Here is a 24,793-nt window from a genome sequence, read left to right as displayed (position 1 = left end):
GCCATCGCACGTTCACATTAGCGACTGATATCGACGTCTTCCTCTGCGAACCACATTCGCCGTGGCAACGTGGGTCACCGTCAGTTTGACCAGGTTGCAACCGCGCAGCTTGCTGTCGATGGCTACGTTGAACAATGTAAGGTCGCGCAGGTTGCAGGCTAATTCGAGCCGTGCCCGTATTGCCCAGACCTGTTTAGGCAACAGGGGCCGCTTCTGGCCGATGATGCGCCCTTTATTCCAGGCTTTGCGCTTGGGGGTGACTGCGGGAAGTTGGACTCTTGGCATGATTTGCCCTCCGATCCTCCCTACGCACCCAATCATCAGCACCGCGCTGACTGGACGATTTTAAAGTTTGAGGGAATGGCCGCTGTCAGAGATGCATGAAGCTGGTCATCGCTGTGCGAGCAATCGGCAGTAGAGAGCCCGTTTTTGCTGATGTTGCCTGCAACGCAAAGGTCAAATCCGCAGCAAAGCCTTGAACAAGACTTGCTCCACTGAAGCGCCTGCGATGGACCTGCCGGCAAGGCTGGCAGGTCCACAATGTTTGACGGCTTTCACTCTGCCGCGACCACTGGATTACCGTCCAGGTTGGACAGCTTGCCCCGTTTGGCGAAGAACATATACGCCAAAGCCATCAGATAGATGCCGATGACAATTGTGCCGACCCATTGGATTTGCAGCCATTGGCTTTGAAAGAGCAACGTGAGCACAAAGAGGCCGACCGCATTTGCCAGCACGTAGGATACGGTGCCAAAGCGTTCCGTGGTCAGGTTCAGGTTGTCGGTATAGAGCCGGATCAGTGAGTCAAACGAGTTGATCACAAACACGATCCCTACGACTGTCATCGCCCAGTTTGGCAAACCTGCCGTGCCGATCCCATTGAGGTGATAGAAATACAGGACCGAGAACCAAAGCGCCAAAGGGATAGAGGGGAAAACCAGCAGAGCGCCCAACAGTTGCCATGTTTTCAGGCCGCCGACAAAGCGACTAACAAACTGCCCAATCATGATTGACCAAGCAAACCACCAGAAGAGATAGAATTCGTGGTAGTCGGTCAGTGGGATGATGAACTTGTGAATATTCACAAAATAGCCGCCGATGTTACTGGATGTTGATGCCAAATCGCCCACGCTCATCCCTGCGTTCATGAACATGTAGAGAATCAAAAAGAGAAACAGGACGGTGGAACTGACCGAAAGAAGCTTCACGAATTTCAAGTCGGTCGAGCTGAATGCTGCGATGAGGATGACAAGGAAGCAGATCAGGTAGAACACTGGCAGAATGGTCTCACCATCGCCAACTTCCGCGATGTAATACGGCATGTAGATCAGGAACAATGCTCCGGTGAAGGCACAGGTTGTAATGATCACAATGTTATTGAGTAGCTTGACTGCCGGAATCTTGAAGAAGCCCACGCGCGGTTCAATCGCGCAGAAATAGAAGGTCGTCAGGAAATAAAACGCCCAGATCAAGAAGCCCCAGAACCCGAACTCAAGCGCGAGTGGGTTGGTGAACGCGTAGGCCGGCTCGGCCACCGTATCTGCGTAGAGCGGATAGTCGAACGCCAGAGGGAACATGATCAGTCCAACATCCAGACCTGACGTGAACAAGATTGCGATAAAAGTGAACAGTGGCACAGGCGTGACGCCAGTCAGCGGAAGGTTCCACCACTTGATGACGCAAAAGATCACCAGCGCAAATGCCAGAATGACCCCAAATGAGATGATTGAAGTTAACATATAGCCCCCCTTGGTCTTCTTGCGTTGTAAGGGTTGGCCCAACATTTCTCTAGAACTTTTGTGCGGGTGGCATTTTGCCGACCAATCCATAAGGATCATATTGCGGCCCCGGCTCGTCTAAATCGCGGGGCAACTGTTGCCGATTGTCATTGGACACATCCCAGAAGATCACAAGCAGCCATAGGCGCACGTGCGGCGAAAAGGTGGTTTCGTCCGCTTCCTACTCATTGCCTGACGAAGTCTCGCTGCGCCCGACACGAACGGCCGCTCTTTACGCCCCATTGCCGTGCTCAAGATGATGCGTACGCCGCAAAATCTGTACTGCGTGCGCACGCAGCACGATAATCGAATTCACAGGTTGGGCTCAATCCCGCCATTCGCCGTCTCCCGCAACGAGTATGACGGCGATCTAGTGCCCCAAAATTCCCGAGGCTTTCGCACGACCCTTCCCATCACCCCCAACCCCTGCCAAACTCACCGAAACGGATACATCCACACCTTGTAATCAGCGACCAGAATATGCGCCCGATTGATCTCTGCTTTCGTCATCTTCTTGACCACTTCCTCAAGCGAGATGGCCGCGTCCGGGTCGCCGCCGATGGCCGACAGCGTGTACCACATGTAGGCGCGCACGAGGTCCGGGGCGGGCATGCCGCGCCCGACCTCATAGTACCACCCGACACCGGATTGTGCGCCGGGATGGCCCTTCATGGACGAGCGCAGATACCACTCAAACGCCCGCTCGTCGTCACGCGGCACGCCGAGTCCAAGGGCGTACATCACCCCAATCAATTCTTCGGCGTCGGCATTGCCCGATCGGGCGGCGGGCCAAAGCGCCTCATAGGCTGCGGTATATTCGCCCGCCTCCATCAGATCGCGCGCCTCTTCGATTTCGGCCACCGCGGGAAGGGCCAGAAAAACAAGGGCTATGGCAAGGTTGCGCATGTGATCATCCTTTGTGCGTCGCCTGCGTTTGCGACCGATCTGCCGCGCCCGCTAGGCGTGGATGATTTCATCCAGCCCGATCCGGCGCAAGCCCGCCTGGGCCAGTTGTTGTTCTATGATCCGATCCTGTCGGGCAATCGCAACATCGCCTGTTCGAGCTGCCACCATCCTGATCTGGGCACGGGCGACGGCCTCAGCCTTGGGATAGGTGAGGGCGGGCAGGGCCTCGGCAAAAACCGCACCGCCGGGATGGGTGAGGATCGCATACGCAAACGTATCCCGCGCAATGCGTCGGGGCTGTGGAACCTTGGGGCCAAGGCGCTGGATGTGATGTTCCATGACGGGCGGCTGAGTGTGGCGGACACTTATGAAAACGGCTTCAACTCCCCGGCTGAGGAATGGCTGCCCGAGGGCCTCGACAATCTGCTGGCGGCTCAGGCGATTTTTCCACTGGTGGCGCAGTTCGAAATGGCCGGGAACCCCAAGGAGAACGAGATCGCAGGTGCTGTGCATCAGCGCATTGATTATGCTTGGCCAATCATCGCGGACCGTGTGCGTCATGTTCCGGCCTATGCCGCAGCCTTTGTCAGGGCGGTGCCCCATATCGAGACGTCCGAAGACATCACCATTGCCGATATCGGAAATGCGCTGAGTGCGTTCATGGTCTGGGAATGGACCAGTTTTGACAGCCCCTTTGATGCCTATCTGGCGGGGGACATCACCGCGCTTGGCCCCGATCAGCGCGCCGGGCTCAAGCTGTTTTATGGCAAGGCGGATTGCGTGTCCTGTCACGCGGGATCCCTGATGTCGGACCAGGGCTTTCATGCCCTTGGCCTGCCCCCGTTCGGCCCTGGACGCACCCGCCGTTTTGATCCGATGGTGCGCGATGTGGGGCGGATGGGTGAAAGCGACGATCTGGCCGATGCCTATGCCTTTCGCACGCCGATGCTGCGCAACGTGGCCCTGACCGCGCCCTATGGGCACAATGGGGCCTATCCCACGCTTGAGGGGATGGTGCGCCATCACCTCGACCCACTTGCTGCGCTTGACGCGTGGACGCCCGAGATGGCGGCCTTGCCCGAAGTGCCGTGGCTGGCGGGCATCGACTTCATGGTCCGGCAAGATACGCGCGAGATGGCGCGCCAGCGGGCTGCGGTCACACTTGCACCGATATCATTGACGGATATCGAGGTGGATCAGATCGTCGCGTTTCTGGACAGTCTGACGGGGGCAGGGGCCAAGATGGGCCGGCTCGGCGTGCCCAAGACGGTGCCAAGTGGGCTGCCCGTCGATCCGCGGGTAACGGACTAGCGGCCCTTCCACACCGGATCACGCTTTTCGGCAAAGGCGCGTGCGCCCTCAAGCTGATCTTCGGAGCGATAGAGCGTCTCGACGGTCGGCAACTGGCTTTTGGTGATCCGGTTCATCGCGTCCTGAAATTTGGCATCCTCGGCGTCGCGCACAATTTCCTTGATCGCGGCATAGACCAGCGGCGGACCCGAGGCGAGTAGACGGGCCAACTCCCAGGCCCGGTCCATCAGCGCGGCACCGGGCAGGATCTCATTCACCAGACCCCACCGATGCGCCTCTTCAGCGTCGAACCAGCGCCCTGTCAGCAGCAATTCCATCGCGATGTGATAGGGGATGCGTTTGGGCAACTTGACCGAGGCTGCGTCCGCCACGGTGCCAGAATGGATCTCTGGCAAGGCAAAGGTCGCGTGATCGGCCGCCAGGATCATGTCCGCGCTCAGCGCCAGTTCCAGCCCGCCGCCACAGGCGATCCCGTTCACCGCCGTGATGACCGGCTTGTTGAGACGCGGCAGTTCCTGCAAACCGCCAAAGCCGCCCACACCGTAGTCGCCGTCAACGGCGTCCCCGTCTGCGGCGGCCTTCAGGTCCCAACCGGGGCAAAAGAACTTTTCGCCGCCCCCGGTGATGATCGCCACCCGCAACTCCGGGTCATCGCGAAAGGCGGCAAAGGTCTCGCCCATGATTTTCGAGGTTGCCAGATCAATGGCGTTGGCCTTGGGCCGGTCCAATGTCACCTCAAGGATGGCACCGTCACGTTCGGTCTTGATGGGGCTCATGGGGTGGGGCCTTTCTGTATCAGGGCGTCAACGGCGACGGCGCGGGTGGGGGTGCAGATCAAGGGGTTCACCTCAACTTCGCTGAGGGTGGTGCAGTGTGCAAGGACATAGGATTGCAGGCCCATGACCGCAGTGACGATGGCGTCGATATTGGCCGCCGGTTTGCCACGATAGCCGTTGATAAGGGGCGCGCAGGTCAGGGCGTGCAGGGCCTCCACGACGTCCACCTCGCGCACGGGCAGCAACAGCGCACGCGTGTCGCGCAGAAGCTCTGTCAAAACGCCGCCCGCGCCGAGGGTCAGGACAAAGCCGTGCGCGGGATCGCGGGTGATCCCGATCAGCAGTTCGACGACAGCGTCACCCACCATCTCTTCGATAAGGATCTGGGGTGTTGCGATCTGTCGGGCCACATTCGGCACATCCTCAACGGCGACGTTGAGGTGCACGGCCCCCATTTCAGTCTTGTGGGCCAGCCCGACCCCCTTGATCGCGAAGGGTCCGGTCATGTTGCGTGCCGCGACGGTGACCTCGACGGCGGTCCCGACGTGATGGCGCGGGATCACGATGCCAAAATCCGTCAATGCTGCCTTCGCGTCCGCCTCGGTCAGTGCCGCCGTCGCCATATCGGGACCCGGCGGACACAGGGGTAGGGGATGTGGCGCGCCGACCTGTCCGGCCGCTTCGACCGCAACCAACGCTTCGCGTAAACCGCAAAACGGCACCACACCGCCATCCATCAGCTGGCGGGCCGTGGCGGGTGGCATCAGTTCGGGCAAGGTGGACACAACGCCAAAGGGCCGGCCCGTTTCGGCGCGCACCTGCAAGGCAGCCTGGGTCGCGCAGGCCCAATCGGACGGGTCGGCCACCGGGTAGTCCACCACCGACAGGGTCATGGCGATGTGATCTCCGGTCATTGCGCCCCATGCCTGCGCCATCGCATCCGCGGCGCGCCAGATATAGGTGTGATAGTCCAACGGATTGCTCAGTGCGACCATCGGACCAAGGGCTGCGCGCAGGATGTCACGCTGATCCGTATCCAAAGCAGGAAAATGCAGGGACGTCCCGACTGCCATATCCGCCATCAGGCTCGCTTCGCCCCCCGAACAACTGATCGATGCGATGCCCGTGCCCTCAAGCTGCCCATACATGTGCAGCAGTTTCAACGTCTCGACAAAGTCGGGCAGGGTGTGGACGCGGGCAATACCCAAACGCTCCAGCAAGGCCTGTGCGCCGGCATCACTTCCCGCCAGCGAGGCAGTGTGGGACACGGTGGCCCGGCGCGCCTGATCCGATGCGCCAACCTTCAAGGCGACCAACGCCACGCCCTTGGCATGGGCTTTGGCGGCCAAGGCCTCCCATTCGGGAACATTGCCAAACCCTTCGATATGCAGACCAATCGCGGTTACGCGCGCATCATCCAGCAACGCCATCGCAATCTGCGCTTGCGAGGTCTGGGCCATGTTTCCGCACGTCACCGCATAGGCGACAGGCAAGGCGCGCTGCTGCATGGTCAGATTGATGGCGATGTTCGAACTCTGGGTCAGGATGGCGACACCATCAGGGACGGACGCGCACCCATGCTGGTCGGGCCACAACAACGCGCGATCCAGCGCATTGATAAACCCATAGCAGTTGGGGCCCAGAATGGGCATGTCGCCTGCCGCCGCGATCAACTGATCCTGTAAGCCAGCCCCCGAAGCATCCTCGGCACGGGCTTCGGCAAAGCCGGATGCAAAGCACACGGCACCCCCCGCCCCCATGCGCGCCAGATCCCCAACGATCTTGACGGTGGCATGGCGATTGACCCCGATGAACACGGCATCAGGCGGCTCGGGCAGATGCTCCAGACGCGGGAAGGCACCATGACCGGCCACCATTGCAGCAGAGGGGTGCACAGGCCACACAGGCCCATCAAAACCAAAGCGCCCAAGCTGATCAATAACGGCAGCACACCACGCGCCACCGCCAACAACCGCAACAGACCGGGGACGCAACAAACGGTTCAGATCACCCACGCGCGTATTCCCCTTTCAGCGTTCCATAAATATGCCGGGGAGCGCGAGGGGCTGGCCCCTCGCTCCTGTCGGATGGGTCCGGCCCATTCGAAATTGGGTCCGTTACAGCCACGTCAAGCACCCAAAGGACGCAACATATCGCGGCTGATGATGTGGCGCTGAATCTCACTGGTCCCGTCCCAGATACGCTCTACCCGCGCATCGCGCCAGAACCGCTCAATCGGGAAATCATCCATCAATCCCATGCCGCCAAAGATCTGCAAGGTGGTGTCGGTGACACGGGCCAATGCTTCGGAGGCATAGAGTTTGGCCGACGCAATCTCGCGATTGGACGGCAGGCCCTGATCGAGCCGCCAGGCCGCAGCCAGAGTCAGCCAGTCTGCCGCGTCAATCTCTGTGATCATGTCTGCGATCTGGAACCCGACACCCTGAAACTTGCCGATGGGCTGGCCGAACTGCTTGCGCTCGGCGGCGTAGTGCAGTGCATAATCGAAACAGCGCCGCGCCCGGCCGACGGAAAACGCAGCGACCGTGATGCGGGTCGCATAAAGCCACTCGTTCATCACCGCAAAGCCGCCATCAACCTCGCCCAACACTTGGGCGTCGGGCAGGCGGCAGTCGTCAAAATCAAGGATGCAATTCTTGTACCCCTTGTGGCTGACTGACGCGTAACCATCGCGCACCTCGAACCCCGGCGTGCCGCGATCCACCAGAAATGTGGTGATCCGTTTCTTGGGCCCCTTGGGGGTGTCATCCACGCCCGTGGCGATGAACACGATGAAAAAGTCGGCGTGATCCGCGCCCGAGATAAAGTGTTTCGAGCCGTTGATCACCCAATCCCCGCCATCGCGTATGGCGGTGCATTTCATGCCCCTTACATCTGACCCCGCGTCCGGTTCGGTCATCGCAAGCGCATCCATCCGCTCGCCCCGCACGGCGGGCAGCAGATAGCGTTCGCGCTGATCGCCCGCGCAGGCCATGAGGATATTTTGCGGACGGCCAAAGAAATGGGTCAGCGCCATGGAGCCGCGGCCCAACTCGCGCTCGACCAGTGTGAAATCAAGATGGCTCAGGCCCGCACCGCCGACATCTTGAGGGAAATTGCAGGCATAAAACCCAAGATCAATGACCTTGCGCTTGATCTCCTGACCCAATTCGAGGGGCACGTGGCCGGTGCGCTCGACCTCGGCCTCATGGGGGTAAATCTCCTTTTCTACGAAGCTGCGCACGGTCGAGACGATCATCTCTTGTTCATCGCTAAGGCCGAAATGCATTGGACTGTTCCTTTTCACAGGGGTGCGCCGATCAAAGCGTATCTTGTGCGAATAGGATGTGCGGAGTTATCCATCGATCATGCCAGATTCGCCAAAATCCCAAGCTGCGCCGCAGCAATTCGATATTCTGCTGTTTGATCAATTCTCCAACCATTGTCTGGCCAACACAGTCGAGCCGCTGCGCGCCGCCAACACCCTGTCACAGCGCACGCTTTATACATGGCGGTTTTGCACAATGGATGGGCAGACGGTGCGCAGTTCCAGCGGGATGGAGGTGACGCCACATGGTGCGCTTGGGGACACGTGGGGGGGCAGCTTGGTTGTCATGCCGTCCTATGGCGTGCGGGCCCTGGACCATGGGGATGTGATCCGGCCCTTGGCGCGCGCGCTGAAACGGTATGACACGCTGATCGGAATGGACACGGGCAGTTGGCTGTTGGCGCGCGCAGGTGCGCTGAACGGGCGGCGCGCCACGATCCATTGGGATGTGCTGGACAGCTTTGCCGAGGCGTTTCCGGACATCGACACGGTACGTAACCGCTTTGTAGTGGACGGTGCGCGGCTGACCTGCTCGGGGGCGATGGCGGCATTTGACCTTGTGGCGCATCTCATTTCCGAACATCACGGGCCCCTGCTGGCGCTTGAGGTTGGGCAACTGTTCATGTCGCCCGAGGCCACATCACGTCCGCTGAACACGCCGATACGGGCCGGGCGGACGGTGACCCGCGCCATCGCGATCATGCAGGCCCATCTGGATCAGCCCATCGCCATATCGACCCTCGCCCACAGCCTTGGGTGCACCCAAAAGACACTTGAGGCGCGAGTGCGTGACGCCATGCAGATGACACCACAGGCATTGTATCGGCGGCTGCGCCTGAACCACGCGTTGGCGCTGTTGCAGGACACGGATCAACCCATCTCGGAAATTGCCGGGCGCTGCGGCTATGAGACGCCAAGCGCGCTCAGCCGCGCCTTTCGGGCGACCTTTGATCAAACCCCAAGCGCTGTGCGCGGGGCCGCCTGATTACCTGGCGTTGAAGGTGAACAGGGCCTCGCCCGCGATGGTGTAACCGTTGATCAGCGCCGCCGCTCTGTCCGAGGTCAGCCATCCCTCAAGGGTGGCCGCAAGGTCCGCTTTGACATGGGGGTGGCGGGCCGGGTTCACCGGCAGAAACGCGTATTGATTGAACAGTTCCGGGTCGCCCTCGAACAAGACGGCCAGCCCGCCCTTATTGCCAAAGTTCAGCCAACTCGCCCGGTCCGACATGATATACGCGTCCATCCCCGAGGCGGTGTTAAGTGCTGCACCCATGCCCGCGCCGACTGCGTTATACCATCCCTCAAACGTCGCCGCATCGCGCCCCGCCGTGGCCCACAGCGCGCGTTCCTTGTTGTGCGTGCCGCTGTCGTCCCCGCGGCTGACAAAGGGCGCTTGCGCCTCTGCGATCAAGGTAAGGGCCGTGGTTGCATCAGGTGCCGCGCCGATGCCTGCGGGATCAGTGACGGGGCCAAGCAGCACAAAATCGTTATACATGATCTTGCGGCGATGTGTGCCTGCACCGCTTTCCACAAACGCCTCTTCAGCGGCGCGGGCATGGACAAGGATCGCGTCCACGTCGCCTGCGCGGCCCAGCCTCAGGGCCTGCCCCGTGCCCACGACCAACAACTGCACCTCGATCCCCGTATCTGCGGCGATCTCGGGCAACAGGACATCGGACAGGCCCGAGTTGTGAAATGATGTGGTCACGGCCATGCGCAGCGTGTCAGCGCTGACGACGGGGGCCCAGACAAGTAACGCAAGCAGGCCAAGGAGGTGTTTCATATCTGTGCCTATGACAGTCGAAGGGGCAGGGGTGGGTTCCCCCGAACATATCCGGCCTTGGCGCACACGCAACGCTAGGCATGGGTCAAATCTGACAAAATCAAGGCGGGCAAAACCACCTTAGGTTCGCAACTGTTGCGTTTGGGCACTAGGCAAATCATTGCCCAACCCCTATGCAGTTCAGGCTCGGGGGGGCACACTTGATCGGGATATCCTGATGCTTCGGATTTTGATGGCGGCACTGGCTGCTTCGGCGTGTTTGATGACGCCCGCACAGGCGCAAGAGCGCGAGCGGTTGGGTTATGGGCGACTGATCAGCAACGACTTTTTCGGCGATGGCGAAGATCGCTGGCGCACCGGCGGGTTTCAATCCTCGCGTGTGTGGGGGCCTGCATGGGGTGGGGTCGCACCCGAAGGGTTCGGACAGCTGCTTGAGCTGCGCTTGGGGGCTGAAATCCTTGCGCCCGACGACATCCGCACCCCGGTCGAAAGTGATCGCGAATATGCCGGCGCTTTGACCGTCGGGCTGCACACCCATTTTCAACGCGGGCAAACCGAGTTCTCGGTGGGTGGGGATCTTGTGTTCATCGGGCCACAAACCCGGCTGGACGAATTTCAGGATGCATTTCACGACACGTTCAACATCCGCACACCCTCGGACGCGATCCGCGATCTTCAGGTCGGCAACGCGATCAACCCGACACTGGTGGCGGAAACGGGGCAACGCTTTGGGCTGAGCGACCGGACCTCTGTGCGCCCCTTTATCGAGGCGCGCGTAGGCAATGAAACGCTGGTGCGGGCGGGGCTTGATCTGACCTTTGGTGAGCTTGGGCAGGACGAGCTGTTGGTGCGCGACAACACCAGCGGGCATCGCTATCGTGCGATCACCGGGGACTGGACCGGGTACAGTTTCGTGCTCGGGGCTGATGTGGCTTACGTCGATGACAGCGAATTTTTCACCTCTGCCAGCACGGTCACGATGGAAGACAGCCGCGAGCGGTTGCGCGCGGGCGTGATGTGGCAGGGCGGTTCGGGTTTGTCGGGCTTTTACGGGGTCACCTACCTGAGCGAAGAGTTTGAGGAACAAGACGAAGGTCAGGTTATCGGATCCATTCGTTTTCGAGTGTCGTTTTGACGCCACCAATATCCGGCGATGTGTGGTTGTAAAGCAACTACCTGAAGTACATCGCGCAAGCTGCTGGAATCTGACACAAATTCAATCTTCCCTGCGCGAGCGCAGTTTGCTAACGTTTTCTCAATAAAAAAAGACGAGGCAGACAGAGCAGTGATGAAAACGGGCTTTCGAGGCACGTTCGTCATATCTTGGTCGCAAACAGAAGTAGACGGGCTTGAGGGCGCGCCATTGCCGTCCCTGACGGTGGGTGCAGCATGGGCATGGCGTGGGGACGCTGTGCGCGTTGATGGTCCGCGTGATGTTTTGCGTTTGGATGGGGCAGACGGAAGTGAAGCGATGCGGCGGCGTGCCGCGCGCATGGTGCACCGGCTGGTGGGGGCGGCGCTCGACAACGCGCCGATCACACCGCTGGATACCGACGATGACACGATGATGAGCGACAACAGTTTTGTCGTCACGGACGGTGCCAAAAGTTACACAGTGACGTTGATTGATGTGGGATCGCGCGGGCAGCCGCTGTTGATGTTCCTTGATCATATTCCGCCGCGCAATGTGGATTTGTGGGTCGTGCATCACACGCTCAACACCTCGCCGGGTGACAGCACCGGGGACGGTTCGGGCGGGGTAATCTGCTTTACGCCGGGGACGTGGATCGACACGCCCGAAGGGCCGCGCCTGATCGAAGATTTGCGGCCCGGCGATCAGGTCCAGACCAAGGACAGCGGCGCACAGACCATCGAATGGGCGGGGTTCCGGCGGATGACCGGTGCGCGCCTCTTTGCGATGCCGCGCCTGCGCCCCGTGCGCTTTGCCGCCGGTGCTTTGGGCATCGAGAAGCCGGATGAGGAATTGCTGGTCTCGCCCGAACACCGGATGCTGATCAAGGGCGACGTGGCCCGCGATCTGTTCAACACGCCCGAGGTTCTGGTCGCGGCCAAAGACCTGATCAACGGCACCACGATCACCGTCGATTTGCAGGTGCGCGAGGTCACATATGTGCACGTGCTGTTGCCGCGCCACGAAATCATCCGCGCCAACGGCGTCGAAACCGAGAGCTTCCATCCCGCCAATACTGCGCTTTCAACCTTGGGTGATGAAGACCGCGTCCGGTTGCTGGAGCAACTCCCGAACCTCGAATATGACCCGCATACCTATGGCACCTATGCCCGGCGCAATATCAGCGCGAGCGAGGCTGCGATCCTGATGCACGCCGCCTGAGAGAGATGCTCAGCTTGATCCGGCGATCAGCGCGCCCAACACCGCCTTGGCACTGTCACTGGACCAATCCGCATCGCCGCGCAGACGTGCGATTTCCTTGCCGTCCGGGTTGATGATCACCGTGATCGGCAGCCCGAAAATCCCCATTTGTGCAGCCAGCTTTTGCTTGGGGTCCTGATGGCGCGGCAAGTTGTCGATGCCTGTGTCGGCGAAAAACTTGGTGATCCCGGCGGGTGAATTGCGCCCCGTTGCGATGGTGACCACCTCGAACTTGTCGCCCCCCAACTCGGCCTGCAACTCGGACAGCATCGGCATTTCATGCCGACAGGGTGCGCACCATGTGGCCCAGAAGTTCAGCAGGATATACTTGCCCTCAAAATCGTCGAGCGTGGCCGTCCCTGCACCATCGGCCAGATCAAATGACGCATTCGACACCGCCTCGGGGGTCGTATGAAACACGAGCTTTTTCATATCTCCCGTACGCAGGCCCGCCGCTGTCGCCACATCGCTGTGGGCGGGAATTGCGCCCAGGCTCAGGGCGATGTAGAGGGCGGCAGCAACAAATCTTTTCATCTTCACTCCTCAAGGTGGGCGAACCCATGACCGACAAACCTGCAAACGCCCCCTCTGACCACCAAGACGGGGCAAACCAAATGTGGGGGGGCCGTTTCGCGGCAGGGCCAGATGCGATCATGGAGGCAATCAATGCCTCGATCGGATTTGACCAGCGCATGGCGTCCCAGGACATCGCAGGCTCGCGTGCCCATGCCGCCATGTTGGGCACCACGGGCATCCTGAACGATAAGGATGTCGAGGTGATCCGGAAAGGCCTGCTCACGGTCTTGTCAGAGATCGAAGGGGGTACGTTCCGGTTTTCCACCGCGCTCGAAGACATCCATATGAACGTCGAGGCGCGACTCAAGGAGATTATCGGCGAACCGGCAGGCCGCCTGCACACGGGTCGCTCGCGCAACGATCAAGTGGCGACCGATTTCAAACTCTGGGTCCGTGATCAGTTTGATGCCGCTGAAGGGGCGCTTGTGTCGCTGATCCATGCCTTGCTGGAACAGGCCGAGACGGGGGCCGATTGGGTGATGCCCGGCTTTACCCACCTGCAAACCGCGCAACCCGTCACGTGGGGCCATCACATGATGGCCTATGTCGAGATGTTCGGGCGCGACCTGAACCGGGTGCGCGACGCACGTGCGCGGATGAACGAAAGCCCGCTTGGGGCGGCGGCGCTGGCGGGCACGTCCTTTCCCATTGATCGGGACGTGACGGCAAAGGCCCTCGGCTTTGACCGCCCGTCCGCCAATTCGCTTGATGCGGTCAGCGACCGGGACTTTGCGCTCGATTTCCTGAGTACGGCCAGCATTTGCGCAATGCACCTCAGCCGCTTTGCCGAAGAATTGGTGATCTGGTCCTCCGCCCAGTTCCGGTTCGTGACCTTGTCGGATCGGTTCTCGACCGGGTCCTCCATCATGCCGCAAAAGAAAAACCCCGATGCCGCCGAGTTGATCCGCGCCAAGGTGGGCCGCATTTTCGGGGCCAACACGGCGCTGATGATGGTGATGAAGGGGCTGCCGCTGGCCTATTCCAAGGACATGCAGGAAGACAAGGAACAGGTCTTTGATGCGGCCGACAACTGGATGCTGGCTCTTGCGGCGATGGATGGGATGGTGCGCGACATGAGCGCAAACCGTGAGAGCCTCGCCGCTGCCGCCGGGTCCGGCTTTTCCACCGCGACCGATCTGGCTGACTGGCTGGTGCGCGTGCTGGGTCTGCCCTTCCGTGATGCGCATCACATTACCGGGTCTCTTGTGGCAATGGCCGAAGCGGCGGGCTGTGATCTGCCCGATCTGACCCTTGATCAGATGAAATCGGTACATTCTGACATCACCGCAGATGTTTTCGATGTTTTGAGCGTGGAAAATTCGGTCGCATCGCGTACATCCTATGGGGGGACGGCACCCGCGCAGGTGCGCGCCCAGATCGCCCGCTGGCAGGAGATGTTGACATGATCCGAACCCTTCTTGTTCTTGCGTGCCTCGCTTTGGCGGCATGTGGCGCAGACGGAGACCCGATCGAACCCGCAGGATCGGTTGCGATTGGGATCGGATCCGAAGGTCTGAGCGCTGGTGGGTCCATCGGCGTGCGCCGTGGGCCGCTGCAAGTTGGCGTCGGCATTTTCTGATCATGGCCCCGATGCGCATGATCTACCTTACCCTTGCCATCTGGGGTGCGATTCATCCGATGTATTATTTCATCAGTTGGTTCAATGCCAACGGCTATGATCTCATGGCGATGGTCGATGCGTGGCACGTAAACGCAGCGACCAGCGGTCTGGTCTGGGACCTGACCATCGCTGCCGTAACCCTGGCGATCTGGATCATTTCCGAGGTGGCGGTGCGCCGCAACTGGCTGGCACTGATCGCGATCCCGGCCACGTTCTGCATCGGGGTCAGCTGCGGTTTGCCGCTGTACCTGTTCCTGCGGTCGCGCCCGGTCACCTGACCCGCGTCAATCTGTGAATTGAACTGCCGCGCGTTCCGCCCTAAAGGCGTGTGATGGATCATTTTCTCTATCGCGATGGCGCTTTGTACGCCGAAGATGTGCCGCTGGCCGAGATTGCCGCCAGTGTCGGCACGCCCTGCTATGTCTACTCGACGGCCACGTTGCTGCGCCACTTCACCCTGTTTGACGAGGCCCTTGCAGGCATGGATCACCTTGTCTGCTACGCGATGAAGGCGGCCAGCAATCAGGCAATCCTCAAGACGCTCGCACAGGCCGGGGCTGGTATGGATGTGGTGTCGGGCGGTGAATATATGCGCGCCAAGGCCGCAGGCGTGCCGGGTGAGAAGATCGTGTTTTCGGGCGTCGGCAAGACGGCGGATGAAATTCACCTCGCACTGACAGGGGGTATCCGCCAGTTCAACGTCGAATCCGAACCCGAGATGGAGGTGCTGAACCGCGTTGCGGGCGAGATGGGCGTGCGCGCGCCCATTACCATCCGGGTGAACCCGGATGTGGATGCAAAAACCCACGCCAAGATCGCGACCGGCAAATCCGAAAACAAGTTCGGCATTCCGATCGCGCGCGCCCGCGAGGTCTATGCGCTGGCGGCCTCGCTTGAAAACCTCGATGTGATCGGGATCGATGTGCATATCGGATCGCAACTGACCGATCTGGCCCCGTTTGAGCAGGCCTATCAAAAAGTGGCTGAATTGACCGAGGCGCTGCGCGCGGATGGGCACACGATCAAGCGGCTCGATCTGGGTGGCGGTCTGGGTATCCCCTACGCGCGCAGCAATGAGGCACCGCCGTTGCCCACGGATTATGGCAAGCTGATCGAACGCACCGTGGGCCATCTTGGCTGCGAGATCGAGATTGAGCCGGGCCGCCTGATTGCGGGCAATGCTGGGGTGATGGTGAGTGAAGTCATCTATGTGAAGTCGGGTGAGGGGCGCGATTTCCTGATCCTTGATGGGGCGATGAACGATCTGATCCGCCCGGCCATGTATGAGGCCTATCACGATATCATACCCGTCATCGAACCCGCACCCGCGACCGAACAGGTGCCCTACGACATCGTCGGCCCAGTCTGTGAATCCGGGGATACATTTGCCAAGCAGCGGATGATGCCGCCACTGAATGCGGGGGACCTCGTCGCCTTCCGCTCGGCGGGTGCCTATGGCGCGGTGATGAGCAGTGAGTACAACACCCGGCCCCTCATTCCGGAGGTTTTGGTGCACGGCGATCAATACGCGGTGATCCGCGCACGTCCGACCTTTGACGAAATGATAAATCGAGATACCATTCCGGAGTGGCTGTAATCCGTTTGCGGCCACCACAGGCATAGGGTGCTATGGTGCGCCCTGCCGCCGGCAAGGGATACGGGCAGATGGCCAATTTCTCACGACATGACGTGCGCCGCGGGCTGAGTGGTTTGCGCTGGCCGCTGGCGCTGACCCGCGCGGGCATGGTGGCCGAGAACCTGTGGCAGGCCACGTGGCCGCTTGTGACCGTTGTGCTGGCTGTTTTGGCGGTTCTGATGCTGGGTCTGCAAGACAGCGTTGTGGTCGAGGTTGTGTGGGGTGGCGCGGTCGTTGGGGCTGTGGCCGTTTTGGCGGCGCTGATCTATGCCTTTGTCCGTTTTCGCCTGCCCACGCGCATGGCTGCGCTGGTGCGTTTGGACGAAACACTGCCCGGACGGCCCATTCAGGCGCTGATGGACACCCAAGCCATTGGTGATCAGGATGCGGCATCAACTGCCGTTTGGCGCGCACATCAGGCACGCATGGCCGAACGGGCTGCGGCGGCTCAGGCTGTTCCGGCGGATATGCGCATCGCGCAGCGGGACCCTTATGCGCTGCGCTATGTGGCGGCGTTGCTGTTTGGGGTCGCCCTTATCTTTGGCTCGATCTGGCGGGTTGGGTCGGTGAACACGATGACGCCCGGTGCAGGTACTGGGTTGGCGTCGGGGCCGGTGTGGGAAGGCTGGGCCGAAAGCCCACGCTATACCGGACGGCCCACCATCTACCTCAATGACATCCCCGCAGGTACGCTTGATGTGCCAGCAGGCAGCCTGATTACCTTGCGCCTTTACGGCGAGGTTGGTGCGCTGACGGTGGCTGAAACCGTATCGGGCCGCGCGGGCGAAGTGCCCCCGGCCTCGGCCTCTGAACAGGATTTCACCGTCATCCAGTCCGGCGAGATCGCGATCAATGGACCGGGTGGGCGCACATGGTCTGTGGCTGTCCTTCCGGACAAAGCCCCCAATGTCGCAATTTTGGACGCGCCCGAGGCAAGCGCGTTGGGTGAAATGACCCTGCCTTATGAGGCCTCGGATGATTATGGCGTTGAAGCGGGCGAGGCGCGCATCACCCTTGATCTGGACGCGGTGGACCGGCGTCACGGGCTGGCGATTGCGCCCGAGGATCGACCCGAGTTGACCGTGTCGCTGCCCATGCCCATCACCGGGGATCGCACCGATTTCGAAGAGGCCCTGATAGAAGATTTCTCGGAACACCCATGGGCGAACCTACCCGTTAGCATGGTGCTGAATGTGCTGGATGCCGCCGAACAACAAGGTGAAAGTGCACCGCGCACGATGATCCTGCCCGGTCGGCGCTTCTTTGATCCGGTGGCGGCGGCTGTGATCGAACAGCGCCGCGACCTGCTGTGGTCGCGTGAGAACGCGACACGGGTTGCCCAAATCCTGCGCGCCGTGGCGCACCGCCCCGACGATGTGTTCCGCAAGGAAGTGGACCGTCTGCGTCTGTCGGGCGCAATCACCCGGATGGAAACGCTGGCCCGTTACGGGCTGACGGATGAACACCAGGAGGATCTGGCGCAAGACCTGTGGGATCTGGCTTTGTCGCTGGAAGAGGGCGACCTGGCGGATGCGCTTGAGCGGTTGCGCCGGGCCAAGGAACGGCTGGATCAGGCGATGCGTGACGGGGCCAGCCCCGCAGAAATCGCGGAATTGATGCGCGAGTTGCGCCGCGCCACCGAGGACTACATGCAGCAACTGTCTCGTCAGGCCCAACAGGAAAATCAAAACGGTGAACAGAACCCGCAATCCGGTGACCAGCAGAACCAGATGCAGATGACGCAGGACGATCTGCAACGGATGATGGACCGTATTCAGGAATTGATGGAACAGGGCCGCATGGCCGAAGCCGAACAGGCGCTGCAGGAATTGCAGGAAATGCTCGAAAACATGCGCGTGACCCAAGGCGAAGGCCAGGGCAACCAGTCCGCCGGTGAACAGGCGATGGAGGGGCTGTCCGAGACATTGCGCGAACAGCAGGGCCTGAGCGATCAGGCGTTCCGCGACCTTCAGGAACAGTTCAACCCCAACGCGCAAGCCGGTGAAAGCCAAGGCAACGAGGGGCGCAATGGCGGTCAGGGCCAAGGCAATCAGCATAGCCAGGGTGGTGAAGGCCAAGGCGAAGAGGGTGATGGCCAAGAGGGCGGCGAAGGCGGCGAACAGGCTGACGGGCAAGGGCAGGGCGATGGCTCGCTCGCCGACCGACAGCAAGCGCTGCGCGATGAACTTAGCCGCCAGCAGGGCAACCTGCCGGGCGCGGGCACGCCGGAAGGGGACGCCGCACGCGACGCCCTTGATCGCGCGGGCCGTGCCATGGACGGGGCCGAAGAGGCGCTGCGCCAAGAGGACTTTGCCGAAGCCATCGACAATCAATCCCAAGCCATGGAGGCGCTGCGCGAAGGGATGCGCGCACTTGGCGAGGCGATGCAGCAAGAGGCACAGAACGGTCAGCAAGGCCAGGGCATGAGCGACTCTGATCGGCGCGCCGAGGCGCAGGACCCATTGGGTCGCGAGCCAGGGTCAAACGGGTCCGTGGGCACCGAAGAGGGGCTGTTGCAGGGCGAGGACGTCTATCGCCGGGCACGTGATCTGCTGGATGAAATCCGCCGCCGCTCGGGTGACGGGGAACGCCCCGATGTCGAACTGGATTATCTCAAGCGGTTGCTCGACCGGTTCTGAGGTCCACGCTTGGCGCGGTTCGTCAGCTATCCTGGGCGGCGGTTGTGTCCAGCCATGTCAGCAGTCCGGTCACTTGACCATCCAGCCACATGCGGGCCTGATCGACCTGTGCGACATAGGCGCTGAGGTAGGGATCGACCTGCGGGACGGCCCGCGCAATTTGCGGCGCAAAGACATAGATCGCTCCGCCCACCAGCGCGAGAACCACCATCAGCGTGAACCCGCGCCGAAAACCGGACTTGGGCGGCGGCGTGACGTTGGCAACCATGTCCGACGTCTCCGGGGTGACACCGGATTGACGGTCTGTGGTCGAGCGCAGGGTGGAATTGATCTCTTCGATATCGGGCAGCAGATCGCGGCGCGACCCGAGGGCGGCCGCGGTGGCGGCGGCTTCGGAGACCTGCGCGGTCGTTGTCTCTTCGCCGCGCATGCGGGCCATCCGCTCGCGTGCTTCGCGGGCCCGGCGGTCACCGTCACTTTCGGTGGCATCATCCAACCCCAGATCAGGCTGACTTTCGAGGCTCTCGGCGGCGCGCTCGCGGGCCTGCGCCTCAAGCTCGGCTTCCTGACGCAGGATATCCGCGACGGACGGGTCCAATTCGCGCCGCCTGGGCGTGGTGGCGGGGGCCGTTTCCTCGTCTTCGGCAGGGGGGGCATCCGGCGGTGCCAGATCGTCCGGGATATCCTCTGCGGGGGTGTCGGGAACATGGTCGGCATGATGCTGAAACCAGGTTTGCCCACAATTGGAACACTGCACATCCCGCCCTTCGGTCGGAATGACATCATCCACAACCTCATATTGCGCATCGCAATTGGGACAAATCAGCCGCATTTCAATCCTGCCTCATTCTTGAGGGTCAGCTTATGTTGTCGCGGGCACTCAGAAAAGTCATAACTGCATCGGCAGAGCTCGGGCATTGCGATTGAAACCGGCATGATGCTGAGGCACAACAGGTGCCAAGGGGCGAGGGCGGACGTGATTGATCTGGAAAATGTGGCCTACAGTTATGGCGGCGGCGAATTGCTGTCGGATATTTCTGTCAAATTGGCACCGGGATCGTTCCACTTTCTGACAGGGCCGTCGGGGGCGGGCAAGACCACATTGCTCAAGCTGTGTTACGGCGCGCTGTTGCCGACCGCAGGTCATGTGCGCCTGTTCGAGGCGGATGTGCGCACGCTGGAACGCGATGACATTGCCATGATCCGGCGCAAGGTGGGGGTTGTGCATCAGGATGTACAGTTCCTTGATCACCTGCCGGTGCGGGACAATGTGGCGCTGCCATTGACGGTCTCGGGGCGTCATGCCGAGGCCGCGGGCGATGATCTGGGCGAGTTGATGGCGTGGGTCGGCTTGACCAACCGGGCCGATGCGTTGCCACCAGAGCTGTCGGGGGGCGAACGCCAGCGCGCGGCCCTTGCGCGCGCGGTGATCATGTCGCCGGAGGTCGTTTTGGCGGATGAACCCACCGGCAACGTCGATTGGGAAATGTCGCAGCGCCTGCTCAAGCTGCTCGTGGAATTGAACCGCATGGGCAAAACCGTGCTGATCGCCACCCACGACCTGAGCCTGATCCGCGCCGCCAAGGCGCAGGTGCAGGCCCGCGTGCTGCGCATTTCCAACCGCCGCGTTCAACTGGCGGGGGCCGATCTGTGAGGTTCGATCTGCAAACGCTGCGCGCCTTGCTGGCCGGGGATCGGCACGCGGACCGGGTTGTGCCGCCCACGGGCTTTACCGCGCAACTGACGGTCTTTGCATCCGGGGCGATGGCGTTTCTGGCCGTGTTCGCGCTGGCCCTGTCGCTGGCCAGCGGGCGGCTGGCCGAGACGTGGGGGGACGAGTTGGCGCGCACCGCGACCATTCGCATCGTGGCCCCCGAAGACCAACGCGCGATACAGACCACCGCCGCGCTTGAGGTTCTGTCGACCACTCCGGGTATCGCCAGCGCGCGCGCGCTGACGGATGCGGAACAGCAAGCACTGTTGGCCCCGTGGTTCGGTCAGGATCTGCCGCTTGATACCTTGCCCGTGCCGCGCCTGATCGAAATTGTCGCCGCAGATCAAGGGTTTGACGCGACGGGCCTGCGCTTGCGACTGGCGGCCGAAGTGCCGGGCGCGGTCCTGGATGATCACGTGCGCTGGCGCGAACCGCTGGTGTCGGCGGCCAATCGGTTGCGGCTGCTCGGGTGGACGGCGGCCTTGCTGATCCTTGGCGCGGTGGCAGCGATGGTGACGCTTGCGGCCAATGCCGCCCTTGCCGCCAACGCGCAGGTTGTTGCGGTGCTGCGTCTTGTTGGGGCCACCGACGGCTACATCGCGCAAGCCTTTGTGCGGCGGTTCACGCTGCGCGCTTTTGCAGGGTCGGCGGTGGGGGTCATCATTGGCCTGACTGCGGTCTGGTTCATGCCATCGGGCGGAGACACACCCGGTTTTTTAACGGGCATCGGGTTTCAGGGCATCGGCTGGCTGGTGCCCCTGTTGCTGCCGTTCATTTCGGCCCTCGTTGCATTGCTTGCGACTGCTTATGCGGCGGGCCGCGCGCTTAGGACACTGACATGATACAATATATCCGTTCCGTTCTGTTCATCCTGCAAATGTATGTGATGTTTGTGGTGATCGGCCTTGGCTACGCGCCCTATGCGCTGGTCAGCCGCGAAGGTGCGCGGGCAGGGTGCAAGGCGTTCAGCCGATGGGTGTTCTGGACGATGAGGTGGATGGTAGGTATCCGGGCCGAGGTGCGCGGGCAGGTGCCCGAAGGCGAAGTGCTGATCGCAGCCAAGCACCAGTCATTCCTTGACATTATGATGATCTTTACCGCGTTGCCGTCGGCCAAGTTCATTATGAAACGGGATATCCTGTGGACCCCAATTATCGGGCTTTATGCGCGCCGTCTGGACTGTGTCGCGGTCGAGCGGGGTAAGCGGGGCGCAGCCATTGCCAAGATGGTGGCCGATGTCGAGGCCGGGCGCGCCAACCCGGGTCAGTTGATCATCTATTCCCAGGGCACCCGCGTCGCACCGGGGGTCAAGGCCCCCTACAAGGTGGGTACGGGCGTGCTTTACGAACAGTTGGGCCAGCCTTGCGCGCCGGTGGCCACCAATGTGGGTGTCATGTGGCCACGCAAGGGGATCTTGCGCAAACCGGGGGTGGCGGTGGTGGAATTTCTGCCACTGATCCAGCCGGGAATGGAGCGGGACGCCTTTTTAGAGCAGCTTGCCGAAACGGTCGAGACGCGCTCGGATGCGCTGATGCGTGAGGGAGGGTTTGACCCCGATGGAGTACATTGAGGATATCGAAACGCTCGAAGCGCTCTATGGATCACCGGGCGCGCCCGCCTTGCGCAAGGTGCTGGACCATCTCAGCCCGCTTTATTCACATTGGATTGCTACGTCCCGCTTTGTGGTTCTGACAACTGTGGGGCCGGGCGGCACCGATGGCAGTCCGCGCGGCGATGATGGCCCGGTGGTGACCCAACTGGATGCGCGCACCTTGGCCCTGCCCGACTGGCGGGGGAATAACCGATTGGATTCGTTGCGCAATATCGTGGCGGATGGGCGTGTGTCGTTGATGTTCATGGTGTCCGGTTCGAACACGGTTGTGCGGGTCAACGGGCAGGCGCGGCTGACGGCGGACGAGGATTTGCGTGCCCGGTTCGAGCAGAAGGGGCGACATCCGGCAACGGTGATCGTGATCCGCGTGGCCGAGGTCTATACCCAATGCGCGCGCGCCCTGATCCGGGCCGGGTTGTGGTCACGCGATGATGCAGCAGGTCTGCCAAGCGTGGGTGAGATCCTGGCCGAAGCATCACGGGGCGAAGAAGGTGGCACAGCCTATGATGAGGCATGGTCCGAGCGCGCGGCCCGGACCATGTGGTAGCGATCTGTCCCCATGGGGAGAGGTAGGCTGGTTTATGGCAGCAGAACGCTGTCGATGGCGTGGATGACACCGTTTGTGGCAAAGATGTCCGCCTGGATCACATTGGCTCCGTTGACCTGAACGCCGGTGCCGAACTTGCCGACCTGCCCGTTCACGTCCAATGTTCCGCCTTGCACAGTGGCCACGGATCGGCGATCGCCCAGAAGGTCACCGGCTGAAATCTGACCGGGTACGACGTGGTATGTCAGGATGTCCACCAACTGGTCTTTGTTCTCGGGCAGCAACAGCGATTCAACTGTGCCTGCGGGCAATGCTGCGAAGGCATCATTTGTCGGTGCAAAGAGCGTGAAGGGGCCGGGACCTTTCAATGTGTCAACCAGACCGGCGGCTTCCACGGCCGCGACAAGGGTCGAGAAGTTGGGGTTGCCCGCAGCGATATCGATAATGTCATCGCCTTGCGGTTCGGAGGCGCAGGCGCCCAATGCGACAAGTGCGGTGGCACCCGCGAGAATTTTGAATGTGCTGCGGCGGTTCATAAAATGGTCCTTTGCGTTGGTCATGTTTGCCCGAGCGCGATGTTTCGTCCCGGTGCCAGTTTCGAAAAGGGATCAAATTGCCGTGTATTGGAATAGGTCGTCATGTCCCGCCGAGCGATAAACCGGCGCGCGCGCGGGAAAGTTCCGATGCGTATGGGGCAAACTGGCGAAGAGTTGCCAAAATGGCCGCGCGTCCGCAGGTAACGGGACGCGCGGTGGAGGCAGGTCAGCTGTGGATTGGGCCAAGACCGCAGGCCAGTGCCGCCTCGCGGACTGCTTCGGAATAGGTGGGGTGGGCATGACAGGTCATCGCCAGATCCTCGGCAGAGGCCCCGAATTCCATCGCCACACAGATCTCGTGGATCAGGTCACCTGCACCGGGGCCAACGATATGCGCCCCCAGAATCCGGTCTGTTTCGGCATCGGCAAGGATTTTGACAAACCCATCGACGGCGAAGTTCGCCTTGGCCCGCCCATTGCCCATAAAGCTGAATTTGCCCACCTTGTACTTGTGACCTGCCTCTTTCAGGGTTTCTTCGGTTGCGCCCACATTGGCAACTTCGGGGTGGGTGTAGATCACACCCGGGATCACGCCGTAATTCACATGCCCATGTTTGCCTGCGATCGTGTCGGCGATAGCCATGCCTTCGTCTTCGGCTTTGTGAGCAAGCATTGGCCCTTCGATCACATCACCGATGGCATAGATGCCCGGCACGTTGGTTTGCCAATGGGCATCAACCTTGATCTGGCCGCGTTTGGTCATCTCGATCCCGAGCCCGTCAAGCCCGAGCCCATCGACGAAGGGTTTACGCCCCGTGGCCACCAGCACCACGTCCGCGTCCGTGAGATGTTCGCTGTCATCGCTGCGCATTTTGTAGTGCACCTTGGCCTTCGTCTTGGTTGTTTCGACCTTTTGCACCGCAGCGCCCATGATGAAGGTCAGCCCTTGTTTGGTCAGCAGCTTCTGAAACTGGCGCTGGACCTCGGCGTCCATGCCGGGGGTGACGGCATCAAGAAATTCGATCACCTCAACCTCGGTCCCGAGCCGTTTGTAGACGGACCCAAGCTCAAGCCCAATAACGCCTGCGCCAATCACCACCATCTTTTTCGGGATCTTGCTCAGCTCCAATGCGCCGGTGGAGGTCACGACGACCTTTTCATCGACCTCGACCCCGGGCAGGCTGGCCGCTTCGGAGCCGGAGGCGATGATGATCGATTTTGCCTCGTGAACGTCGTCGCCGACCTTGACCTTGCCTGTTTCGGGTATGGATCCCCAGCCTTTCAGCCAGTCGATCTTGTTCTTTTTGAACAGGAATTCGACACCTTTGGTGTTTTGCCCAACGGTGTCATCCTTGTAGGTCAGCATTTGTTTCCAATCGACCGAAGGGCTTTTCCCCTTGAGGCCCATGGTGGCAAAGTTGTGTTCCGCCTCGTGCAGCATGTGCGAGGCATGCAGCAGCGCCTTGGACGGGATGCAGCCCACGTTGAGGCAGGTGCCACCAAGAGTGTCGCGCCCTTCGACCACGGCCGTTTTGAGGCCTTGTTGTGCGCAGCGGATCGCGCAGACATAGCCGCCGGGACCGGAGCCGATGATGATTACGTCGTAAGAAGCCATAGGTTTGGTCCTTTGTTTTAGAT

The 24,793-nt window shown here is 61.2% G+C and carries 23 protein-coding genes and 1 pseudogene; 13 read left to right on the top strand and 11 right to left on the bottom strand.

Annotated features, from left to right (window positions below; genetic code table 11):
* Positions 1–75: 75 nt before the first annotated feature.
* From Q0859_RS11880 to Q0859_RS11870, 3 genes and pseudogenes are all read right to left on the bottom strand, one after another.
* Positions 76–285: pseudogene (locus tag Q0859_RS11880) on the bottom strand (integrase); the annotation flags it as partial.
* A gap of 269 nt (positions 286–554) precedes the next feature.
* Complete coding sequence (locus Q0859_RS11875) at positions 555–1,739, bottom strand: BCCT family transporter (RefSeq protein WP_299151496.1); 1,185 nt, start codon at positions 1,737–1,739, stop codon at positions 555–557.
* Between the two features lie 474 nt (positions 1,740–2,213).
* On the bottom strand, positions 2,214–2,684 hold the full coding sequence (locus Q0859_RS11870) for a tetratricopeptide repeat protein (protein ID WP_299151429.1): 471 nt from the start codon (positions 2,682–2,684) through the stop codon (positions 2,214–2,216).
* A gap of 6 nt (positions 2,685–2,690) precedes the next feature.
* Here Q0859_RS11870 and Q0859_RS11865 point away from each other — a divergent pair, with 6 nt between their 5' ends.
* A complete protein-coding gene (locus Q0859_RS11865) occupies positions 2,691–3,995 on the top strand; it encodes a cytochrome c peroxidase (RefSeq protein ID WP_299151493.1) in 1,305 nt (434 codons plus the stop codon).
* Here Q0859_RS11865 and Q0859_RS11860 read toward each other — a convergent pair.
* The 3 genes from Q0859_RS11860 to Q0859_RS11850 form a co-directional block, all read right to left on the bottom strand.
* Positions 3,992–4,771: a carnitinyl-CoA dehydratase gene (locus Q0859_RS11860; RefSeq protein ID WP_299151427.1), complete on the bottom strand. Its 780-nt coding sequence runs from the start codon at positions 4,769–4,771 to the stop codon at positions 3,992–3,994. The genes Q0859_RS11865 and Q0859_RS11860 overlap by 4 nt on opposite strands.
* Positions 4,768–6,786 carry an acetate--CoA ligase family protein gene (locus tag Q0859_RS11855; protein WP_299151424.1) on the bottom strand — a complete coding sequence of 673 codons (2,019 nt, stop codon included), beginning with the start codon at positions 6,784–6,786 and terminating at the stop codon, positions 4,768–4,770. The genes Q0859_RS11860 and Q0859_RS11855 overlap by 4 nt, the downstream gene beginning before the upstream one ends.
* A gap of 113 nt (positions 6,787–6,899) precedes the next feature.
* On the bottom strand, positions 6,900–8,060 hold the full coding sequence (locus Q0859_RS11850; protein WP_299151423.1) for an acyl-CoA dehydrogenase family protein: 1,161 nt from the start codon (positions 8,058–8,060) through the stop codon (positions 6,900–6,902).
* A 79-nt stretch (positions 8,061–8,139) separates the two neighbouring features.
* Here Q0859_RS11850 and Q0859_RS11845 point away from each other — a divergent pair, with 79 nt between their 5' ends.
* Entirely contained in the window at positions 8,140–9,084 is a 945-nt protein-coding gene (locus Q0859_RS11845; RefSeq protein ID WP_299151421.1) for a helix-turn-helix domain-containing protein, read from the top strand.
* On the opposite strand, the gene Q0859_RS11840 is transcribed toward Q0859_RS11845, so the two are convergent.
* Positions 9,085–9,882: a substrate-binding domain-containing protein gene (locus tag Q0859_RS11840; RefSeq protein WP_299151419.1), complete on the bottom strand. Its 798-nt coding sequence runs from the start codon at positions 9,880–9,882 to the stop codon at positions 9,085–9,087.
* A 217-nt stretch (positions 9,883–10,099) separates the two neighbouring features.
* Here Q0859_RS11840 and Q0859_RS11835 point away from each other — a divergent pair, with 217 nt between their 5' ends.
* The gene (locus tag Q0859_RS11835; RefSeq protein ID WP_299151417.1) at positions 10,100–11,017 is read left to right on the top strand and encodes a lipid A-modifier LpxR family protein; all 918 of its coding nucleotides are present in this window, start codon (positions 10,100–10,102) and stop codon (positions 11,015–11,017) included.
* 153 nt (positions 11,018–11,170) lie between these two features.
* Complete coding sequence (locus Q0859_RS11830) at positions 11,171–12,235, top strand: Hint domain-containing protein (protein ID WP_299151415.1); 1,065 nt, start codon at positions 11,171–11,173, stop codon at positions 12,233–12,235.
* A 9-nt stretch (positions 12,236–12,244) separates the two neighbouring features.
* Here the strand turns inward: Q0859_RS11830 and Q0859_RS11825 are convergent, their stop codons facing one another.
* On the bottom strand, positions 12,245–12,808 hold the full coding sequence (locus tag Q0859_RS11825) for a TlpA disulfide reductase family protein (protein ID WP_299151413.1): 564 nt from the start codon (positions 12,806–12,808) through the stop codon (positions 12,245–12,247).
* 80 nt (positions 12,809–12,888) lie between these two features.
* Between Q0859_RS11825 and argH the strand changes: the two genes are divergently transcribed.
* The 5 genes from argH (at position 12,889) to Q0859_RS11800 (ending at position 18,746) form a co-directional block, all read left to right on the top strand.
* A complete protein-coding gene (gene argH / locus Q0859_RS11820) occupies positions 12,889–14,256 on the top strand; it encodes an argininosuccinate lyase (protein WP_299151490.1) in 1,368 nt (455 codons plus the stop codon).
* On the top strand, positions 14,253–14,429 hold the full coding sequence (locus Q0859_RS11815; protein ID WP_299151410.1) for a hypothetical protein: 177 nt from the start codon (positions 14,253–14,255) through the stop codon (positions 14,427–14,429). The genes argH and Q0859_RS11815 overlap by 4 nt, the downstream gene beginning before the upstream one ends.
* 11 nt (positions 14,430–14,440) lie before the next feature.
* Positions 14,441–14,749 carry a DUF2834 domain-containing protein gene (locus tag Q0859_RS11810; RefSeq protein WP_299151489.1) on the top strand — a complete coding sequence of 103 codons (309 nt, stop codon included), beginning with the start codon at positions 14,441–14,443 and terminating at the stop codon, positions 14,747–14,749.
* A 53-nt stretch (positions 14,750–14,802) separates the two neighbouring features.
* Entirely contained in the window at positions 14,803–16,068 is a 1,266-nt protein-coding gene (lysA, locus tag Q0859_RS11805) for a diaminopimelate decarboxylase (protein ID WP_299151407.1), read from the top strand.
* 68 nt (positions 16,069–16,136) lie between these two features.
* A complete protein-coding gene (locus tag Q0859_RS11800; RefSeq protein WP_299151404.1) occupies positions 16,137–18,746 on the top strand; it encodes a TIGR02302 family protein in 2,610 nt (869 codons plus the stop codon).
* Positions 18,747–18,768: 22 nt separating this feature from the next.
* Here the strand turns inward: Q0859_RS11800 and Q0859_RS11795 are convergent, their stop codons facing one another.
* Positions 18,769–19,578 carry a zinc-ribbon domain-containing protein gene (locus tag Q0859_RS11795; RefSeq protein WP_299151401.1) on the bottom strand — a complete coding sequence of 270 codons (810 nt, stop codon included), beginning with the start codon at positions 19,576–19,578 and terminating at the stop codon, positions 18,769–18,771.
* 144 nt (positions 19,579–19,722) lie between these two features.
* Here Q0859_RS11795 and Q0859_RS11790 point away from each other — a divergent pair, with 144 nt between their 5' ends.
* From Q0859_RS11790 to Q0859_RS11775, 4 genes are read left to right on the top strand one after another with little or no spacing between them, the layout of a single operon-like run.
* A complete protein-coding gene (locus tag Q0859_RS11790) occupies positions 19,723–20,400 on the top strand; it encodes an ATP-binding cassette domain-containing protein (RefSeq protein WP_299151486.1) in 678 nt (225 codons plus the stop codon).
* The gene (locus Q0859_RS11785) at positions 20,397–21,302 is read left to right on the top strand and encodes an FtsX-like permease family protein (protein WP_299151400.1); all 906 of its coding nucleotides are present in this window, start codon (positions 20,397–20,399) and stop codon (positions 21,300–21,302) included. Before Q0859_RS11790 ends, Q0859_RS11785 begins: the two co-directional genes overlap by 4 nt.
* Positions 21,299–22,030 carry a lysophospholipid acyltransferase family protein gene (locus tag Q0859_RS11780; RefSeq protein ID WP_299151397.1) on the top strand — a complete coding sequence of 244 codons (732 nt, stop codon included), beginning with the start codon at positions 21,299–21,301 and terminating at the stop codon, positions 22,028–22,030. The genes Q0859_RS11785 and Q0859_RS11780 overlap by 4 nt, the downstream gene beginning before the upstream one ends.
* Entirely contained in the window at positions 22,017–22,619 is a 603-nt protein-coding gene (locus Q0859_RS11775) for a pyridoxamine 5'-phosphate oxidase family protein (protein ID WP_299151394.1), read from the top strand. Before Q0859_RS11780 ends, Q0859_RS11775 begins: the two co-directional genes overlap by 14 nt.
* A 32-nt stretch (positions 22,620–22,651) precedes the next feature.
* Here the strand turns inward: Q0859_RS11775 and Q0859_RS11770 are convergent, their stop codons facing one another.
* Both Q0859_RS11770 and lpdA read right to left on the bottom strand, forming a co-directional pair.
* Positions 22,652–23,155 (bottom strand): fasciclin domain-containing protein, encoded by a 504-nt coding sequence (locus tag Q0859_RS11770; protein ID WP_299151391.1) that lies wholly within the window; start codon positions 23,153–23,155, stop codon positions 22,652–22,654.
* 226 nt (positions 23,156–23,381) lie between these two features.
* Positions 23,382–24,770, bottom strand: coding sequence for a dihydrolipoyl dehydrogenase (gene lpdA / locus Q0859_RS11765; protein ID WP_299151388.1), 1,389 nt, complete (start codon positions 24,768–24,770; stop codon positions 23,382–23,384).
* Positions 24,771–24,793: the final 23 nt, after the last annotated feature.

Source organism: uncultured Tateyamaria sp., assembly GCF_947497045.1.
Classification (GTDB): Bacteria; Pseudomonadota; Alphaproteobacteria; order Rhodobacterales; family Rhodobacteraceae; genus Tateyamaria.
The sequence above is the reverse complement of the archived record's forward strand: the minus strand, read 5'-3'. Positions and strand labels throughout refer to the sequence as shown.

Coding starts and splice junctions, on each gene's coding strand:
- Q0859_RS11875 (WP_299151496.1), bottom strand. CDS start 1,739: ATGTTAACTTCAATCATCTCATTTGGGGTCATTCTGGCATTTGCGCTG.
- Q0859_RS11870 (WP_299151429.1), bottom strand. CDS start 2,684: ATGCGCAACCTTGCCATAGCCCTTGTTTTTCTGGCCCTTCCCGCGGTG.
- Q0859_RS11860 (WP_299151427.1), bottom strand. CDS start 4,771: ATGAGCCCCATCAAGACCGAACGTGACGGTGCCATCCTTGAGGTGACA.
- Q0859_RS11850 (WP_299151423.1), bottom strand. CDS start 8,060: ATGCATTTCGGCCTTAGCGATGAACAAGAGATGATCGTCTCGACCGTG.
- Q0859_RS11845 (WP_299151421.1), top strand. CDS start 8,140: ATGCCAGATTCGCCAAAATCCCAAGCTGCGCCGCAGCAATTCGATATT.
- Q0859_RS11840 (WP_299151419.1), bottom strand. CDS start 9,882: ATGAAACACCTCCTTGGCCTGCTTGCGTTACTTGTCTGGGCCCCCGTC.
- Q0859_RS11835 (WP_299151417.1), top strand. CDS start 10,100: ATGCTTCGGATTTTGATGGCGGCACTGGCTGCTTCGGCGTGTTTGATG.
- Q0859_RS11830 (WP_299151415.1), top strand. CDS start 11,171: ATGAAAACGGGCTTTCGAGGCACGTTCGTCATATCTTGGTCGCAAACA.
- Q0859_RS11825 (WP_299151413.1), bottom strand. CDS start 12,808: ATGAAAAGATTTGTTGCTGCCGCCCTCTACATCGCCCTGAGCCTGGGC.
- argH (WP_299151490.1), top strand. CDS start 12,889: ATGTGGGGGGGCCGTTTCGCGGCAGGGCCAGATGCGATCATGGAGGCA.
- Q0859_RS11815 (WP_299151410.1), top strand. CDS start 14,253: ATGATCCGAACCCTTCTTGTTCTTGCGTGCCTCGCTTTGGCGGCATGT.
- Q0859_RS11810 (WP_299151489.1), top strand. CDS start 14,441: ATGCGCATGATCTACCTTACCCTTGCCATCTGGGGTGCGATTCATCCG.
- lysA (WP_299151407.1), top strand. CDS start 14,803: ATGGATCATTTTCTCTATCGCGATGGCGCTTTGTACGCCGAAGATGTG.
- Q0859_RS11800 (WP_299151404.1), top strand. CDS start 16,137: ATGGCCAATTTCTCACGACATGACGTGCGCCGCGGGCTGAGTGGTTTG.
- Q0859_RS11795 (WP_299151401.1), bottom strand. CDS start 19,578: ATGCGGCTGATTTGTCCCAATTGCGATGCGCAATATGAGGTTGTGGAT.
- Q0859_RS11780 (WP_299151397.1), top strand. CDS start 21,299: ATGATACAATATATCCGTTCCGTTCTGTTCATCCTGCAAATGTATGTG.
- Q0859_RS11775 (WP_299151394.1), top strand. CDS start 22,017: ATGGAGTACATTGAGGATATCGAAACGCTCGAAGCGCTCTATGGATCA.
- Q0859_RS11770 (WP_299151391.1), bottom strand. CDS start 23,155: ATGAACCGCCGCAGCACATTCAAAATTCTCGCGGGTGCCACCGCACTT.
- lpdA (WP_299151388.1), bottom strand. CDS start 24,770: ATGGCTTCTTACGACGTAATCATCATCGGCTCCGGTCCCGGCGGCTAT.